We start from the raw sequence: 15655 nt of genomic DNA on the forward strand, positions 1-15655 counted from the left end.
CCCCACTAATGGGCAGATACCCAAGTATTACTCACCCGTCCGCCGCTCGTCAGCAAGAAGCAAGCTTCTCCTGTTACCGCTCGACTTGCATGTGTTAGGCCTGCCGCCAGCGTTCAATCTGAGCCATGATCAAACTCTTCGGTTTAAAATCATAGTGTCACTTAAGGTGACTAATCTTGGCTCAAGGTTTCAAACGAATACTTGAATCTCAACCTGTCTAGTAAACTAAACTTGTTAAGCTTCTTATAAGCGCTTGCCTTGATATCTTGTGACTTCATCACAAGCCATCCCGCAAGCGCCCACATGAATGTTCCTGATGCTTCATTCTTAAAGAGCGTTAAATCTGTTTTGCTTCTGTCGAAGCAAGGAGGTGAACTATAGCAGCTTTTTTTATTCGTCAAGCAATTAATTACATAATCTTAACGAACTTCTCTAATCGAGAAAAAGCACCCCCTAATCGAGATTGCGCATTATAGAGAGTGCTTTTAATTTTACAACCCCCTAGCTTTACTACTTGAATGCACTGCCCGTTTTTACTCCCAACTTCTTAAAAATCATTACCGCAGGGCAAAAACCAGTAAAGCTCGCTTGAATCATGTTCACAGCAATAAAGGCAGTAAACCAAACAAAATTTGCATGCACTTTTTGTGTTAGAACTAAGCTAACTAAAATCATAACACCTGCAAACACCAACAATAATCTATCAATATTCATATTTCCCTCTCCGCAATGTGAGCATTAACTTAATTAGATAATACTAACCCTTGCTAGGACTCACTGCAAGCTGCTACTCCCTGTAAGTGAGTTTTTAGATCACAGCTCAATAAGGTTTTAAAAAGTTTTTTGTCTTCACCTTAAAAAAGCTAAAATCTTGCTAGCTTTTTAAGTTCTACTTGCTAGCCTAACTCTACTCAGCTTTCATTCTTCAACTTAGGGTTCACCATGCTTACTACTTTCTACTGGATCACCAGCTTTACTATTATTTTTGCTATTTTCTATCTTATTGCTATTCGCTTTTCTAAGCCTAAGCCTGCACTGGTCGTTACTCTAGTACTTGCCTTAGGTAGCTATTCTTTCTACTACTTTTATCTTGAGCAGCTTTTAGTTAAACGTTACGGTGGATCCATGGTTATACAAATACCCGACGGGCAGCACCACCTTGGTGTCACTTGGAAGGATGATCACTTATGGATAGAAAACTATGACCCAATAAAAAATGAATGTATTTTCCGTGAATATTCACGAGGAAGCGTTTTGGAAGGACAAGTTAAGCTACGCAACTGTAACCCTTGGCCAAAACAACTAGACTCAAGCACACCTATTACTAAGTAACAAACTTATACCTAACAAGCTCTTAGATAGTTTTTGGAGCAAGCCTAGTTGGGCTTTTTTATGACGAAGGGAGCTAACCACTCTTGCCAAGGATGGTTTAAATCACCGATCACCATAAATTCTGGATTAAGAAGCTCTGGTTTTTGGTTATAAACAAGCGATCGAAAAGACCAGTCCAATACTCTACCGCCAGCTCCCTCTACCACAGCTTGTGCTGCTGCAGTGTCCCACTCACAGGTTGGCCCCATTCTAGGGTAAAAGTCTGCTTCACCCTCTGCTATTCGACAGAGTTTAAGCGAGCTACCCAAAGGAAGGTGCTTTACTTCCGCTCCTGCAGCTTCAAGTGCTTCAAAAAGCGGCTTTAACTTTTCTTGCCCATGTCGGTGGCTTGTCACCACATTCATTTTAGGCCAGTTCAAAGGTCGAGTTTGTAATTTACGAGCCTCACCTTCTCTTGGCTGTAAAAAACTGCCGTAATGACGACTGCCATAATAAGTCACGCCACTGACTGGCAGATGCACCATACCAAACACTGTTTGACCATGTTCAATTAAGGCTATATTGATACTAAACTCACCATTACGTGCCAGAAACTCTTTAGTACCATCTAGTGGGTCAACTAACCAGTACCTAGCCCACTGTCGCCTTGCCGACCAAGCTGTTTCTACTTCTTCTTCGGTTAAAACTGGCAAGCGTGGCATTAGTTGTGCTAACCCGTTCGTTATAACTTGATTAGCCGCCAAATCGGCAGCGGTTACAGGAGAAGCATCTTCTTTTTCAGAAGCCTCCCAAAGTTCTGGGCGAACATAAATACGCATAATGACTTCACCTGCAGCGTAACAAATGCGTCCTAGCTCTCGTGCTAGCTTGCTTGGGTTCTCAATCACCGTTGTATTCCTGCTGTTGTTTTTCATACTCTAGCTTTTCTCGTGTCAAAAAAAGTGCCGCTATAGATCGTGCTTCATGGAAATCATCACTAGCCATTAATCTAGGTAAATCTTGTAAAGGATGCAAAACCACCTCTAAGGGCTCTGGCTCATCGCCCTCTAACTTACAAGGGTAAAGATCACGAGCCAGCACAACATCCATTTTATGCCCCATATAGTTAGGTGCTAAAGATAAGCGAGTTAATAATTCTAAACGGTGTGCACCAAAGCCCGTTTCTTCCATAAGTTCGCGATTCGCAGCCGCTAGCGCATCTTCACCTGGGTCAATCAGCCCCTTAGGTAAGGTCAAAACATAATCATGGAAACCACCGGCATATTCGCGTATTAACACCAACTCTTCTTGTGCATTAAGGGCAACAATCATAACCGCACCCTGACCTTGGCTAACCAATCGCTCATAAGTTCTTTCTACACCATTGGTAAATTTAAGCTGCAGTTCTTCAACTTTGAATAAGCGACTTTTAGCCACTATTTTACTATGTAGAATTGTTGGTCGCTTGGGCATGGTTACGCGCTCCTGTAAAATAGCAAGGGTATCCTGCTTCTTGAAGTCTAATATTTCCGCTACAATTGTCACTTATTCTATTCATCAATGCTAACTACTAGTTAGCTTCACTTTATCTCTAGTGAAAAACACTTAAAAACTGCATTAATATACAAGGTTTACAAATGATTGACTGGAAAAGTATCAATACGGTTTTGCTAGATATGGATGGTACACTGCTAGACCTTCACTTTGACAGTCACTTCTGGTTGGAGCACCTACCCCACCGTTATGCTGAACTGCACAAATTAGAAAAAAGTAGCGTACAAACTAACTTAATTGCACAAATCATGGCTGAAAAAGGACGGCTTAACTGGTACAGCTTAGATTATTGGAGCGAACGCTTTGATGTTGACATTCTTTCTCTTAAAAGAGAGATACAGCACCTCATAGGCTTTCGTGTCGATGCGCTAGATTTTTTACAATGGTTAAAAGTAGCTCACCCAAGGGTCGTACTTGCTACCAATGCAGACCGTAAAAGTTTAGCATTAAAACTACCTTTAACAGGGCTAGATGAATACGTCGATTTTATTTTTAGCTCTAGCGACATTGGCATTCCCAAAGAAGAGCAAGGCTATTGGCATGCATTAATGGAAGTCGAGCCTTTCGACCCAGCAACCACCCTGTTAATTGATGATAACGAAAGTGTACTAGCCTCGGCTCAACAGTTTGGCATTGCACAACTTATAACTATTAGCCAACCTGATAGCCAAAGCCCATTAAGGCAAATGACAGAGTTTCCTGCTGTTACGCGCTTTGCTGAATTGCAGCCAGTGAATAAACCATGAGTAAACACCCCCTTGTAACTGAGCAACTTCGCCTCGATAAATGGCTGTGGGCCGCACGTTTTTTTAAAACTCGAGCTTTAGCTAAAACAGCCATCGAAAATGGCAAAGTTCTCTACGCTGGTCAAAGACCCAAAGTTAGCAGGACTGTAACCTTAGGTGCACTCATCCAAATCACCCAAGGCTGGGATATTAAAGAGGTTGAAGTTCTAGCTTTATCGTCTCAACGTGGCCCAGCTGTGGAAGCACAAAAACTTTATCAAGAAACCGAAGGCAGTTTGGAGCGCCGGCTAGCTGCTACAGAAAAGCGGCGACTAATTGGTGCAGCAGTCCAAGCGCCTGCTCAACGACCCGACAAAAAATCACGTCGTCAAATACATCGTTTTAAACGACAGGAAAACTAAAAACATGACTTCTTCAAGCGCCCCTCTTCCAGATCAAATACAACGCTTTATATTTGATGACACCGCAGTCCGTGGCGAACTGGTTCAACTACATCAAAGCTACCAAGAAGTATTAATAAGGCATGAGTACCCACCCGCCATTGAAAAACTACTCGGCGAGTTACTAGCTGCAACAGCACTTTTAACCGCAACGGTAAAACTTGAAGGTACACTAACCCTAGAGGCAAGAGGGCAAGGTGAAGTCAGTTTACTCATGGCTGAATGCAACACTGGCATACAAGGCGGCGACCAGCTACGTGCTATAGCTCGTTACCAAGACGAGCCTCAAGGTCACACCCTAACTGAGCTACTAAAGGGCGGCCAACTTGTTATTACCCTAGACCCTTACGAAGGTAAGCGATATCAAGGCATAGTCGCGCTTGACCAAGAAACACTCACTGCTTGCCTAGAGGGTTATTTTGCAAGTTCAGAACAACTCCCAACACGTTTATGGTTAGCAGCAGACAATAAATCAGCAGCTGGACTACTGTTACAAAAATTACCTGAAGACGCACAAAATAAAGACCCAGATGCTTGGACAAGGGTTGGTCATTTAGCTGCAACGGTTACCAGTGAAGAGTTATTACATTTAGAGCAGCAGCAACTTTTACATCGTCTCTTTCACGAGGAAGACCTTAGAGTTTTTGAGCCAAAATTACTTAAGTTTGGTTGCACCTGTTCACGCGAACGCATTTCCAATGCATTAGCAAGCTTAGGTGAAGAAGAGCTAAACTCAGCAATAGCAGAGCAAGGCAAAATTACTACCCAGTGCCATTTTTGCAATACAAGCTATGTTTTCTCTCAAAAGGATCTACCCGAAATTCTTAATCTACAAAATAAGGTGGCACCGCAAGGCACTAAACTTCACTAGCTAAATTTTTTCCACCGGCTGTAGTCATTGCTGGTTACTTTTTAGCCAGCCCTAGAATAACCAGTATTTATAGTTGATAAGCAGTTGATAAAACAGAGAAATTTACCGTGTAATGGTGCTACAAAGCATTTCAGTCACTATTAAAGCAGCCCAAGCACTACGCCCTGTAGATTTCTTTGTTATAATCGCACCACTTTTTTAAAGGTCTGAAATATCCTGACCACTAATCAAAACACTAATGAGAACGCTGTGAAAACTTACACTAATCTAAGTAATGCCCAGTTAATCGAATTGGCAATTCAACGCGGCGAAGGCAACCTAGCTGACAATGGTGCACTAGTAGTTAATACTGGTAAACGCACAGGGCGCTCCCCAATGGATCGCTTTATTGTTGATGAAGCTGGTACTTCAGCAGACATAGAGTGGGGTGCAACCAACCGCCCATTTGAAGCAGATAAATTTGATGCGTTATGGGATCGTGTAAACGACTACCTAACTGAACAAGGCCGCTTTGTATCAGAGCTACACGTAGGTTCAGACCCTAAGCACTATTTACCTGTTCGTGTAAACACAGAAACTGCTTGGCAGGGTTTGTTCGGTCGTACCTTATTTATTCGCCCAGAAACCTATAACCACAATTCAAAAGAAGAGTGGGAAATCCTTAATGCCGCTAACTTTGAATGTGATCCAGCGCGTGATGGTACTAACTCTGATGGTTGCGTCATTCTGAACTTTGCTAAGCGTCGTGTTCTTATTGCAGGCATGAAGTATGCTGGCGAAATGAAAAAAGCCATGTTCTCTGTGCAAAACTTCTTATTACCTGAAGTTGATGTACTACCTATGCACTGCTCATCGAATGTGGGTGAAGATGGCTCTACTACCCTTTTCTTTGGTTTATCGGGCACAGGTAAAACGACCCTTTCTGCAGACCCATCACGCTACTTAATTGGTGATGATGAACACGGTTGGGGTGTAGACACTGTATTTAATATTGAAGGTGGTTGCTATGCTAAGTGTATCGACCTATCTCAAAAGAACGAACCTATTATTTGGGATGCAATACGTTTTGGTACAATCCTAGAAAACGTTGTTCTCGATGATCGCCGTACACCTAATTATGCCGATGATAGCCTAACTCAAAATTCACGTGCAGCTTATCCATTAGAGCATGTTGAAAAACGCATTTTAGAAAACCGTGCAGGCGAGCCTAATGCCATTATTTTCTTAACCTGCGATATGAGTGGTGTACTTCCTCCTGTTTCTATACTTTCTAAAGAAGCAGCAGCTTACCACTTCTTATCAGGTTATACCGCAAAAGTTGGCTCTACTGAAATGGGTTCTACATCAGGTTTAGAAGCAACCTTCTCTACTTGTTTTGGTGCACCTTTCTTCCCACGTCCAGCACGTGTTTACGCTGACCTACTCATTAAGCGTATTCAGAGCTTTAACTCACGAGTTTACCTAGTTAATACTGGTTGGACTGGTGGTGCATACGGCGAAGGCGGTAACCGTTTCAGCATACCGACTACACGCGCTATAGTTAATGCAGTTCAAAATGGTGCGCTAATAGATACAGAAACTGAAATGCTACCCATTCTAAACCTTGAAGTTCCTAAGCACGTTCCAGGCGTTGATAGCGACCTGCTCAACCCACGTGAAACATGGGAAGATAAAGATGCTTATGACCGTCAAGCTAAAGAGCTAGCAGGCATGTTTGTAGAAAACTTCCGTAAATTTGCTGGTGTAGACGAAGCAATTATTGCAGCTGGCCCTAACCAGAAGTAATTTGCTAGTCTAGCTAAAAAAACCCACCTAGTGTGGGTTTTTTTTGTTTCAGTTTAAAATGATCAGCAGCTTTAAACTGTATATTTTATAAGGTTTTACGATTAGCTAGATAAGCGTTATAGTCAAACCTGCGGCTTCAAGTCGCAGCTTTTATTCATTAGATGTGGAGAAGAGTAAAAGTAATTAAGGCATAATCAAAGCTTAATTAGCGACAGTTGATACAGATTAATGCCTGACTAAGTTGTTTAATATTTAATCAACTTAGTACCAAAAAAACTAAATGATGATGAGGATGTAACCTATGTCACAAATGAGCCGTCGTTCGCTTCTAAAAAAAGGTCTTTTCGGTTTAGCTGCACTACCTTTAGGTATGGGAGCTTTAACTTCTAAATCCTTTGCTGCAGCTCTGCCTGCACTCAGTGAAGATGCCCCACAAGCTAAAGCACTTAACTATGTTAAGTCTGCTGCTGATGCATCAGGTCATGCTAAGTATCAAGCTGGTCAAGAATGTGATAACTGCATGTTTTGGAAGCCAGCCAACAATGGTTGTGCGTTGTTTCCACAAAACTCAGTAGAACCTAAAGGCTGGTGTCAGTCTTATGTTAAAAAGCCAGGTTGATCTAACCAATTAACCTAAGCAAATAACTGTTTAATAAATAGTTAAAGGCCAGCTTCTAATTAACTTTAGGAGCTGGCCTTTTTACATAGATGTACTAATTTACAAGTAATAAACTTAGGTTGGCACTGCATCTTTTAATAACCGAACATACATTAATGCAGTTGTAATAGCATCACCTAGTGCTGTATGTCTTTGACCAACCATGGGCACATCAAGCTTTTTGGCAATGGTTTCAAACTTTAAATCTGGCTCTATATCCGGTGTTGCACGCTGAAGCTGTGCCATATAACACTGAGACAACTCAATGGTTTTATTGGGTAAACTAAAACCAAAACGTGGGCGAATAAACCGATTTAAAACCGTTATATCGTAAGCTATGTTGTAGCCCATAATTGGTCGATTATCTATAAACTCTAGCAATTGCTGCAATGCATCGCCCAAAACTTCTCCGCCAAGCAAATCTACTCCACGAATACGGTGCACTTTAATAGATTCGCCTGTTAAGTTTTCAGGTTTTTGAAGCTTAATATCTAGCTTATCACTAGTTAAAACTTGGTTACCTTTAATTTTCACTGCAGCTATAGAAACCAGCTCAGCTTTCTGAGTGTCTAGGCTAGTCATTTCACAGTCTAGAGCTATAACCTCATCCCCTGTATAAGGCTCAAACATGGAAGAAAATTCACTGTCTTTTTGGCTCCAGCGGTCTGTCGCTGTTCTTATTGTTTTAAGTACCATAGCAATTACCTCTCAAGATGATAACGGTGCGTCATCACTGCTTTAAACTCTTTAACTAGATGTAAGGCTTCGCGCAATAAGTCTCGATCTAGTTTATTTAAATCTACCGCAGATATTAAGTTAGCATCTTCATCATCAGCCTGTCCTTCAGCAGCATTCAACTGTTGGTTCAAGCGAAGGTTGCTCATAACTGAAAGTGCCTCTGCTAGGTTATCTGCAAAATCATTTTTAATGATTTTAAGCTCTGCCAGTTTCTCTAAACGCTTATAAGTATTGGTTTCGATAATCTTATTCTGCAAAGCCATGGTGCGAACACCATGTACGATAGGAAAAATACCCCCTTTCTTGATGTCTATAGCATTGCTACGTTTTAAACCACCAAAAAAGTTTAAAGGGGTACTAAAATTTCGAATAGGCATAGCAAAATAAGAATAAAATACCTTATCGCTACCTAGCTGGGTGTAAAGGTTATCTCTAACCCTCTGAAACAGTGCTTGATTACCCGCAACTGGTGCGCCATCAACATAGATAGCAAGATTCATTAATCCAGTTCCATCTACCTTACGACTCCACTTGCCTAGCTGCTCTTTCCAGCCTGTTTCAGTTTTAACCCACTCAGGGTTAGAAACCATAATATTTCCTTTACAGAGTGGATAACCAAAATCTAGCAGAGTAAGTGTGAATTTATCCATTACTTTCTGGCAGTCTGGCCAATCTAGGTCATCAGCTAAAATTAAAGCGTTATCTTGGTCCGTTTTAAGTACCTGCTCGCCTCGACCTTCACTACCCATAACAAGCAAACAAACCTTGTCATGATATTCAGCAGGAACAATGTATTCAAAAGCTTTAGCTATAATTCGACTGTTTAAAGCAGCCAGTAGATCCATAGCAAAACGTATTTTAACACCTTGTGATACTAAACCACTGACTAAAGCAGTCGTTCCTTTTGCTGCTCTAGCTAGTTCTTCTATATTAGCCGCACGTTCAATTTGTAAGCCAATAACGTGTGACTGACTAGAAAAGAAACTTAAAACATCTGTTAGCTCTACTAGCCCAGCTAACTCTACACCATCAAATACCACTACTCGTTGAATTTTATGGCGAGTCATTAACACTAAAGCATTAAAAAGAAAGTCTTCTTTTTGTACTGTAAGCAAGTTATAGCTAGCTAACTCAGCAATATCAGTATTTAACTCGTGGTCATTAAGTACAACACCTTCTAATAAGTCAGTACGTGTCACCATGCCATACTGGCTGCCTTTACGAACGAGTAAACAGTCTGAGAGTTGCTCACGCATAGTTCGAGTAGCTTCTAAAATACTGGTTCCTGACTCAAGCACTACTGGCTCGCGTAGTACCGACTTGCCAACCTTGGCCAACATAAAGGCAGACATATCACTGCCGCCTTGTTGTTGACTGCGTCGACTCTCAATAATACGAGCTTTTTCACTCAAGCTATTTTGAAAGTAAGCGGCAAAGGCAGGATTGCTTTCCATCAGCACTTCAAAAACAGCTTTAGGAATTAGCCAGGCAATGGTTTCTTCAAGAGTGCGGAAGGTGTAGCGACTTGTGCCATTAATAATACTGATTGCACCGAATAGATCTTCTTGTGCGTACTCTCGAATAACACCACCATCAGAGTTATCTTCTAAGCGTGGATCAATTTCCGCTACAGCACCTTTCATAACCACAAACACATGATTACTTGACTGACCAGCCTCAATAATGAGTTCATCATTACTGAAATAGCCTATATCTAGGCGAGTTAAAAGCTGATCTTGCTCGTCTTTAGTAAGCAAATCAAAAGGCGGGTGGGTTACATCGAACTGATTACTCATGCTCATCCCTAATTTATAGAATTATTTTTATTCTTTTACCCTAATTTAATTAGGCTTAACTTACATCTCTACTTTAGTCTTTACCATAAACTTAACGACACAAATATGTATAAAGCTTATTATTTTCATCTACTTGCTTAAACTTACTTTCAGGAAGCAACTGGCCTTTATTGTCTGTTTCAACCAATTCAGCACTTACACAGTTCAGTAAATAAAACTTGGTTTCAATTCTATCTACTACTTCTTGATAAAAAGTATACAAAGAAAACTGCACAAGCTTCTGATCATCAATAACTACTGTTTTCCAACTATCATCGACAAAGCTAAACTCAGTAATAGGCTTGTAAATGTAACTCCAAGGCCTCATAAAGCTGCTACTTCGCTTAGTCTCAACCACTTCAAAACTTACTTGCTGGTAGGTTAAAGCATCTAATCTATCCGCATACCAGCGATAGTTAATCGTTAGCAGTAGCAGCAACATGCCCACACCAGCACTAGCTGGCACCAACCAATTGGGTATACGGTTTTTGCTTAATTTCACTAGAGCGTAAGCCATACCGCCACAAGCTAAACCAACAATAAAAACACCAACAAGATTCCAAACCATTATGGCTCCTTAAAATAAAAGGGCCTCCCAAAGGAGGCCCAGTAGGTATTACAAATTAACAACCTTAAAACCTAAGGGTAACGTACGCGACGTACCATTTCCTGAATTTCTTCACTTGGCTTCTCAGTAGCGTTAGATACGAGAATAGCAACAGTGAAGTTAATAATAGCACCAATAACACCGAAGGACAGAGGTGAGATAGTACCAAAGAGGTAGTACTCAGGACTGTTCGGGAAGGTATTGGTTTCAGGAATAAAGAACCAGCCTAGGTATAGGAAGATGTAGAAAATTGTAGAACCTGCACCTGCAACCATACCTGCTATCGCACCCTTGCTATTAATACGACGGATGAAGATACCCATCATTAACGCAGGGAAGATAGACGAAGCGGCCATACCAAAGGCTAAAGCAACTGTTTGTGCTGCAAACCCTGGCGGATTCAAGCCTAGATAGGTAGCAATAGTGATAGCACCTACCATTGCTAGACGTGCATACAACATTTCTTGTTTATCTGACAGGTCAGGCATTAAAGTGTTTTTCAACAAGTCATGACTCACCGCAGAAGAAATGGCTAACAACAAACCTGAAGCTGTTGATAGGGAAGCAGCAATACCACCTGCAGCAATCAAACCAATAACCCAGCCAGGCATATTACCAATTTCTGGTAAGGCCAATACTAGAATATCGTTGTTTACGCTTAGCTCATTGCCTTCCCAACCACGCGCTTCTGCAATAGGTGCGAAGTCTTGGTTAGGTGTTTTCAAAGTACCATCGTTATAGAACTGGATCTGACCATCGTTGTTTTTATCTTCAAACTCAATCAGGCCGGTCTCTTCCCAGGTTCTAAACCACTCAGGGCGCTCATCGTAAACCATAGACGCTTGGTCTGTACCGTTAGGATAGATTTGTTCTAGTAGGTTCAAACGACCCATAGAAGCAACTACCGGAGCAGTCGTATAGAAAAGAGCAATAAATACTAGTGCCCAACCTGCAGAACGACGTGCATCTTTAATGTTAGGTACAGTGAAGAAGCGAATAATAACGTGAGGTAAACCAGCAGTACCCACCATTAGCGTTATAGTGAAAAGGAACATATTCCACTTATTGCTAACATCAGCAGTGTAATCTTGGAAACCTAGATCGCGTACCACCTCGTTCAGCTTAACCAGCATTGGCATACCAGACTCAGCGTGCGAGCTAATAAAGCCGAGCTGCGGCAAGAATACACCAGTAAGCATTAAGGATAGGTAAACAGCTGGAACCAAGAAAGCCAGTATTAGTACTACGTACTGAGCTGCCTGAGTATAGGTAACCCCTTTCATACCGCCGAGTACTGCATAAGCAAATACAACGACTGCAGAAATTAGCAGACCTGTTGTAACATCAACTTCTAAGAAGCGCGCAAAAGCTACACCAGCACCTGTCATTTGACCGATAACATAGGTTAATGAAATCATAATCAAACAAACAACGGCTATAACACGTGCAGTTTTACTGTCATAACGCTTACCCACAAAGTCTGGCACTGTATAAGTACCGAAGCGACGTAAGTAAGGTGCTAACAGAGTTGCAAGCAGTACGTAACCACCTGTCCAACCCATGATAAACGCAGAGTTAACGTAACCGACTGAAATTAGACCAGCTACTGAGATAAAAGAAGCGGCCGACAGCCAGTCTGCTGCGGTCGCCATACCGTTCATTACTGGGTGAACTTCACCACCTGCAATATAGAACTCACGAGTTGACTTAGCTCTTGCCCAAATCGCTATCCAAGTGTAGACAGCAAATGATGCGCCTACAAAAATCATATTAATTACAAATTGGCTCATGCTTAGTCCTCCAGACCGAATTCATCATCTAGCTTATTCATGCGCCATGCGTAGAAGGCAACTAAAGCAAGAAATGTGTAAATCGCGCCTTGCTGGGCAAACCAGAAACCCAAGTCGACACCGCCAATTATAATTCCAGATAGCAGAGGCCTTAGCAGCAAGCCAAAACCATAAGATACTGTAGCCCAAACACACAGAATACCAACAATTAGGCGTAAGTTAGTCGCCCAATACCTTTTATCACTTTCAGACAGTTCTTTCTGTCCGTCAGTTGTTTTTTCATCCACCATGTTTACTCTCCGCTTTATTTTTATTTAGAGATGAGGAATTCCAATCCATTCAAATAATCCCTGTACGCATTCTGCAAAAATTACCTTACAAATAAACCCCCGACCTTAGTCTTAACAAAGTCAATCACCGCCACCCACCAAAATAAAATGCTACAAATCAACTACTTATAAAAAATCCGCGTTCACTGAACAGGTATTGCCTTGCACCTCATTTTACCTATGTCTAATGCTATTTATCTTGCCCTCTACCTAAAAACTGTATTAGTTCCATAAATACACCTGATTTTCAGTAAAAACTTACGCATAATGGCAAAATTCTAACCTAACCCATGAAGAGTACGCCATGTTTGCTGGTTGGCAGCTAATTTTATTTTCACTTCTATATCTACTTCTTTTATTTGCTATTGCCTGGCAAGGTGACCGTGTTGCACGCAAACATTATCAGGCACGCAGTCGCCCCTGGGTATTTAGCCTAGCCCTAACTGTTTACTGCACATCTTGGACTTTTTATGGTGCGGTAGGGCAAGCAACTGGTGGAGGTTGGCTGCATTTAAGCATCTTCATAGGCCCTATACTGACTTTCATTTTTGCCTGGCCTTTGCTTCGTAAAATTTTCCGAGTTAGTAAAGCCCACAACTTAACTTCAATCGCTGACTTTATAGCTTCACGTTATGGCAAATGGCAGCCTCTAGCAGTTATGGTTACAGGCTTCGCCTTAGTTGGAACCTTGCCCTACATAGCACTGCAGCTAAAAGCCGTTACCATGGCTTACGATGTTTTAACCCACTTTCCAAATCAACCCTTATCAAATCAAAGCAGCCTGACTCCTATTTTTAATGACACGGCCTTTTTTGTTGCCCTTGCTCTAGCAGCCTTCACGATTTTATTTGGCACCCGCCATATCGATGCAACAGAACACCACGAAGGCCTTTTAAGAGCCATTGCCTTTGAATCCTTAATTAAGCTTTTTGCCTTTCTTGCAGTTGGTATTTTTGTTACTTGGCATGTCTTTGGTGGTTTTACAGACTTAATTGGTAAAGCAGAGTTTTTCCGACCTTTAGAGTCTCAATTGAATACTGATAACTTCACCCAAGGCTTTGTCGCACAAACACTTTTATCCATGTTAGCTATCATTCTTTTACCTCGAATGTTTCATGTCACCGTTGTAGAGAATGCACATCGCAATGACGCTCGCTATGCGCGTTGGTTTTTACCCTTATACTTGATTCTTTTTGCACTGTTTGTAATGCCCATAGCAGCGGCTGGCCTTATCACCTTTCCCGATGGCAGTGTTGAACCCGATACTTTTGTGCTCACCCTACCACTGGCATTCAACAATGGCTGGCTAGCGTTACTGGCTTACATTGGTGGTTTTTCTGCTGCAACTAGCATGGCCATTATGGCCACTGTTGCGGTTAGCATTATGGTGTCCAATGAAATTGTAATTCCTTTATTACTAAAATATCGCTGGGAAAAGAGCAACTCTCACCAGAGTTTTGGGCAGTTTGTGTTGCGAACACGACGCTTAACCATGTTAACCCTAATGCTCTTAGCCTATTTAACCTACCGAACAATAGCCGAGTTTAACTCACTTGCAGCCACTGGCTTTTTAGCTTTTGCTGCCATAGGCCAACTGGCACCGGCTGCCTTAGGTGGAGTTATATGGAAAGGTGGCAACCGTTGGGGGACTGCTGCAGGCTTAATTCTAGGTGGATTTTTGTGGGTTTATACACTATTACTTCCCACTTTAGGGGCAGCAGACTTAGTGAGTGGCCAGTTACTTAACCAAGGGCCTTTTGGTTTAACTTGGCTTAAACCCACTAACTTATTTGGATTGTCGGGTGAAGGATTTTTTAGCCAGGGTGTTTTTTGGAGCATAGGCTGCAATCTAGCTGCTTACATTCTAGTATCGCGGCTTACACCCCAAAGAATGATTGACCGTATTCAAGCCTCTACCTTTGTAGATAACTTAGAAAGCAAACCCTTAAAAACTTCGCGCCTATGGAAAGGTTCAACTAAATTGGGGGACCTGCGTAATTTAGCCGAAAGGTTTGTAGGTAACGAAAGCGTCGACAAAGCCTTTGCTGAGTTTTCTAACAAACGTAACCAGCAACCGCTCAAAAATGATGACCCTGCCAGCATAGAACTTATTCAGCTAACTGAGCGCTTATTAGCCGGTGTACTAGGTGCATCCTCTGCTCGCATAGTTATGAGCTCTGCATTGCAGGGCAAAGAAATTAAAATCTCTGATGTTATTTCCATTGTTGATGAAGCCTCGCAAGTGCTCGAGTTTAACCGCAGCCTTTTACAGTCAACCATAGAAAATCTATCTCAGGGCATTAGTGTAATAGACCAACACCTTAACCTTGTTATTTGGAACCAACGCTATCTAGAACTATTCAACTTTCCAGATGATTTTATGCGAGTCGGTCGCCCTGCTGCTGAAGTTTTTCGCTATAACGCTGAAAGAGGGGAGTACGGCCCTGGTGATCCTGAAACCCATGTACAACAGCTTATTGATAATATTTATGATGGTGAGTCACATCGCTATATACGCTACCGCAAAGATGGTTCCGTACTCGAAATACAGGGCAACCCTATGCCAGGTGGTGGCTTTGTTTATAGTTCCTAGATTCAACCACCAAGTGCAACTCATTAAGTTAGGATTGGAAGGCAAGCTGCGGTAGCATCTTAAGCTTTTCAGTCGACCAAGAATGAGAAGCAAACATGAGACACTACACACAGCTCACCAGAGAGCAACGATACCAAATATCTGCCCTGCTTGATAACAATTTAACCCAAACTGAGATCGCTAAAACGCTTGGTGTTCACAAATCAACCATTAGTCGAGAGCTTAAACGTAATACAGGCAAACGTGGATATCGGCCTAAACAGGCTCACGAATTTACCGAAGAAAGGATCAAACAACGCTCAAAAAAACGCTTTATTGAGCCTATTTGGGGTGTTGTTAATCTCTTTATAAAGATTGACTGGAGTCCAGAGCAAATCAGTAAAAGGCTAGCCAAGCTA

Annotated in this window: 16 protein-coding genes and 1 rRNA gene; 8 read left to right on the top strand and 9 right to left on the bottom strand. The window is 41.8% G+C overall.

The window, feature by feature from the left end; genetic code table 11:
- Window positions 1-145 (bottom strand): 16S ribosomal RNA (locus BP27_RS0112320); the annotation flags it as partial.
- 365 nt (window positions 146-510) lie between these two features.
- Window positions 511-714, bottom strand: coding sequence for a YgaP family membrane protein (locus BP27_RS0112330; protein ID WP_027851807.1), 204 nt, complete (start codon window positions 712-714; stop codon window positions 511-513).
- Between the two features lie 228 nt (window positions 715-942).
- Between BP27_RS0112330 and BP27_RS0112335 the strand changes: the two genes are divergently transcribed.
- Window positions 943-1332 (top strand): hypothetical protein, encoded by a 390-nt coding sequence (locus BP27_RS0112335; RefSeq protein WP_027851808.1) that lies wholly within the window; start codon window positions 943-945, stop codon window positions 1330-1332.
- Window positions 1333-1376: 44 nt separating this feature from the next.
- On the opposite strand, the gene cysQ is transcribed toward BP27_RS0112335, so the two are convergent.
- Together cysQ and nudE are read right to left on the bottom strand one after the other, a co-directional pair.
- Entirely contained in the window at window positions 1377-2219 is an 843-nt protein-coding gene (gene cysQ, locus BP27_RS0112340) for a 3'(2'),5'-bisphosphate nucleotidase CysQ (RefSeq protein WP_027851809.1), read from the bottom strand.
- Window positions 2212-2784 (bottom strand): ADP compounds hydrolase NudE, encoded by a 573-nt coding sequence (gene nudE, locus BP27_RS0112345; protein WP_051610562.1) that lies wholly within the window; start codon window positions 2782-2784, stop codon window positions 2212-2214. The genes cysQ and nudE overlap by 8 nt, the downstream gene beginning before the upstream one ends.
- A gap of 164 nt (window positions 2785-2948) precedes the next feature.
- On the opposite strand from nudE, the gene yrfG reads away from it, so the two are divergent.
- From yrfG to BP27_RS0112375, 5 genes are all read left to right on the top strand, one after another.
- Complete coding sequence (gene yrfG, locus BP27_RS0112350) at window positions 2949-3611, top strand: GMP/IMP nucleotidase (protein ID WP_027851811.1); 663 nt, start codon at window positions 2949-2951, stop codon at window positions 3609-3611.
- The gene (locus tag BP27_RS0112355; RefSeq protein ID WP_027851812.1) at window positions 3608-4012 is read left to right on the top strand and encodes an RNA-binding S4 domain-containing protein; all 405 of its coding nucleotides are present in this window, start codon (window positions 3608-3610) and stop codon (window positions 4010-4012) included. Before yrfG ends, BP27_RS0112355 begins: the two co-directional genes overlap by 4 nt.
- Before the next feature lie 4 nt (window positions 4013-4016).
- On the top strand, window positions 4017-4922 hold the full coding sequence (gene hslO, locus BP27_RS0112360) for an Hsp33 family molecular chaperone HslO (RefSeq protein WP_027851813.1): 906 nt from the start codon (window positions 4017-4019) through the stop codon (window positions 4920-4922).
- Between the two features lie 216 nt (window positions 4923-5138).
- Window positions 5139-6707 (top strand): phosphoenolpyruvate carboxykinase, encoded by a 1569-nt coding sequence (locus tag BP27_RS0112370; protein ID WP_027851814.1) that lies wholly within the window; start codon window positions 5139-5141, stop codon window positions 6705-6707.
- A gap of 301 nt (window positions 6708-7008) precedes the next feature.
- Entirely contained in the window at window positions 7009-7326 is a 318-nt protein-coding gene (locus tag BP27_RS0112375) for a high-potential iron-sulfur protein (RefSeq protein WP_027851815.1), read from the top strand.
- 114 nt (window positions 7327-7440) lie between these two features.
- Here BP27_RS0112375 and BP27_RS0112380 read toward each other — a convergent pair whose 3' ends face one another.
- From BP27_RS0112380 to BP27_RS0112400, 5 genes are all read right to left on the bottom strand, one after another.
- Window positions 7441-8061 (bottom strand): 3'-5' exonuclease, encoded by a 621-nt coding sequence (locus tag BP27_RS0112380; protein ID WP_027851816.1) that lies wholly within the window; start codon window positions 8059-8061, stop codon window positions 7441-7443.
- A 5-nt stretch (window positions 8062-8066) separates the two neighbouring features.
- The gene (locus BP27_RS0112385) at window positions 8067-9899 is read right to left on the bottom strand and encodes a DUF294 nucleotidyltransferase-like domain-containing protein (protein ID WP_027851817.1); all 1833 of its coding nucleotides are present in this window, start codon (window positions 9897-9899) and stop codon (window positions 8067-8069) included.
- 91 nt (window positions 9900-9990) lie between these two features.
- Window positions 9991-10506 carry a hypothetical protein gene (locus BP27_RS0112390; RefSeq protein WP_027851818.1) on the bottom strand — a complete coding sequence of 172 codons (516 nt, stop codon included), beginning with the start codon at window positions 10504-10506 and terminating at the stop codon, window positions 9991-9993.
- 71 nt (window positions 10507-10577) lie between these two features.
- Window positions 10578-12335, bottom strand: a complete 1758-nt coding sequence (locus BP27_RS0112395; protein ID WP_027851819.1) for a sodium:solute symporter family protein — start codon at window positions 12333-12335, stop codon at window positions 10578-10580.
- A 2-nt stretch (window positions 12336-12337) separates the two neighbouring features.
- A complete protein-coding gene (locus BP27_RS0112400; protein ID WP_027851820.1) occupies window positions 12338-12625 on the bottom strand; it encodes a DUF4212 domain-containing protein in 288 nt (95 codons plus the stop codon).
- 343 nt (window positions 12626-12968) lie between these two features.
- Here BP27_RS0112400 and BP27_RS16260 point away from each other — a divergent pair, with 343 nt between their 5' ends.
- On the top strand, window positions 12969-15257 hold the full coding sequence (locus tag BP27_RS16260) for a PAS-domain containing protein (protein WP_051610563.1): 2289 nt from the start codon (window positions 12969-12971) through the stop codon (window positions 15255-15257).
- Window positions 15258-15352: 95 nt separating this feature from the next.
- Window positions 15353-15655: helix-turn-helix domain-containing protein (locus tag BP27_RS16265; protein ID WP_036240269.1), on the top strand; the 303-nt coding region annotated here is incomplete at its 3' end.

The organism is Marinospirillum insulare DSM 21763, assembly GCF_000686905.1.
GTDB lineage: Bacteria > Pseudomonadota > Gammaproteobacteria > Pseudomonadales > Halomonadaceae > Marinospirillum > Marinospirillum insulare.

Bases quoted from the DNA above. Each gene is read 5' to 3' on its own strand.
- BP27_RS0112335 (WP_027851808.1), top strand. From the start codon at position 943: ATGCTTACTACTTTCTACTGGATCACCAGCTTTACTATTATTTTTGCT.
- nudE (WP_051610562.1), bottom strand. From the start codon at position 2,784: ATGCCCAAGCGACCAACAATTCTACATAGTAAAATAGTGGCTAAAAGT.
- hslO (WP_027851813.1), top strand. From the start codon at position 4,017: ATGACTTCTTCAAGCGCCCCTCTTCCAGATCAAATACAACGCTTTATA.
- BP27_RS0112355 (WP_027851812.1), top strand. From the start codon at position 3,608: ATGAGTAAACACCCCCTTGTAACTGAGCAACTTCGCCTCGATAAATGG.
- BP27_RS0112400 (WP_027851820.1), bottom strand. From the start codon at position 12,625: ATGGTGGATGAAAAAACAACTGACGGACAGAAAGAACTGTCTGAAAGT.
- BP27_RS0112375 (WP_027851815.1), top strand. From the start codon at position 7,009: ATGTCACAAATGAGCCGTCGTTCGCTTCTAAAAAAAGGTCTTTTCGGT.
- BP27_RS16260 (WP_051610563.1), top strand. From the start codon at position 12,969: ATGTTTGCTGGTTGGCAGCTAATTTTATTTTCACTTCTATATCTACTT.
- BP27_RS0112330 (WP_027851807.1), bottom strand. From the start codon at position 714: ATGAATATTGATAGATTATTGTTGGTGTTTGCAGGTGTTATGATTTTA.
- BP27_RS0112390 (WP_027851818.1), bottom strand. From the start codon at position 10,506: ATGGTTTGGAATCTTGTTGGTGTTTTTATTGTTGGTTTAGCTTGTGGC.
- BP27_RS0112395 (WP_027851819.1), bottom strand. From the start codon at position 12,335: ATGAGCCAATTTGTAATTAATATGATTTTTGTAGGCGCATCATTTGCT.
- yrfG (WP_027851811.1), top strand. From the start codon at position 2,949: ATGATTGACTGGAAAAGTATCAATACGGTTTTGCTAGATATGGATGGT.
- BP27_RS0112380 (WP_027851816.1), bottom strand. From the start codon at position 8,061: ATGGTACTTAAAACAATAAGAACAGCGACAGACCGCTGGAGCCAAAAA.
- BP27_RS0112385 (WP_027851817.1), bottom strand. From the start codon at position 9,899: ATGAGTAATCAGTTCGATGTAACCCACCCGCCTTTTGATTTGCTTACT.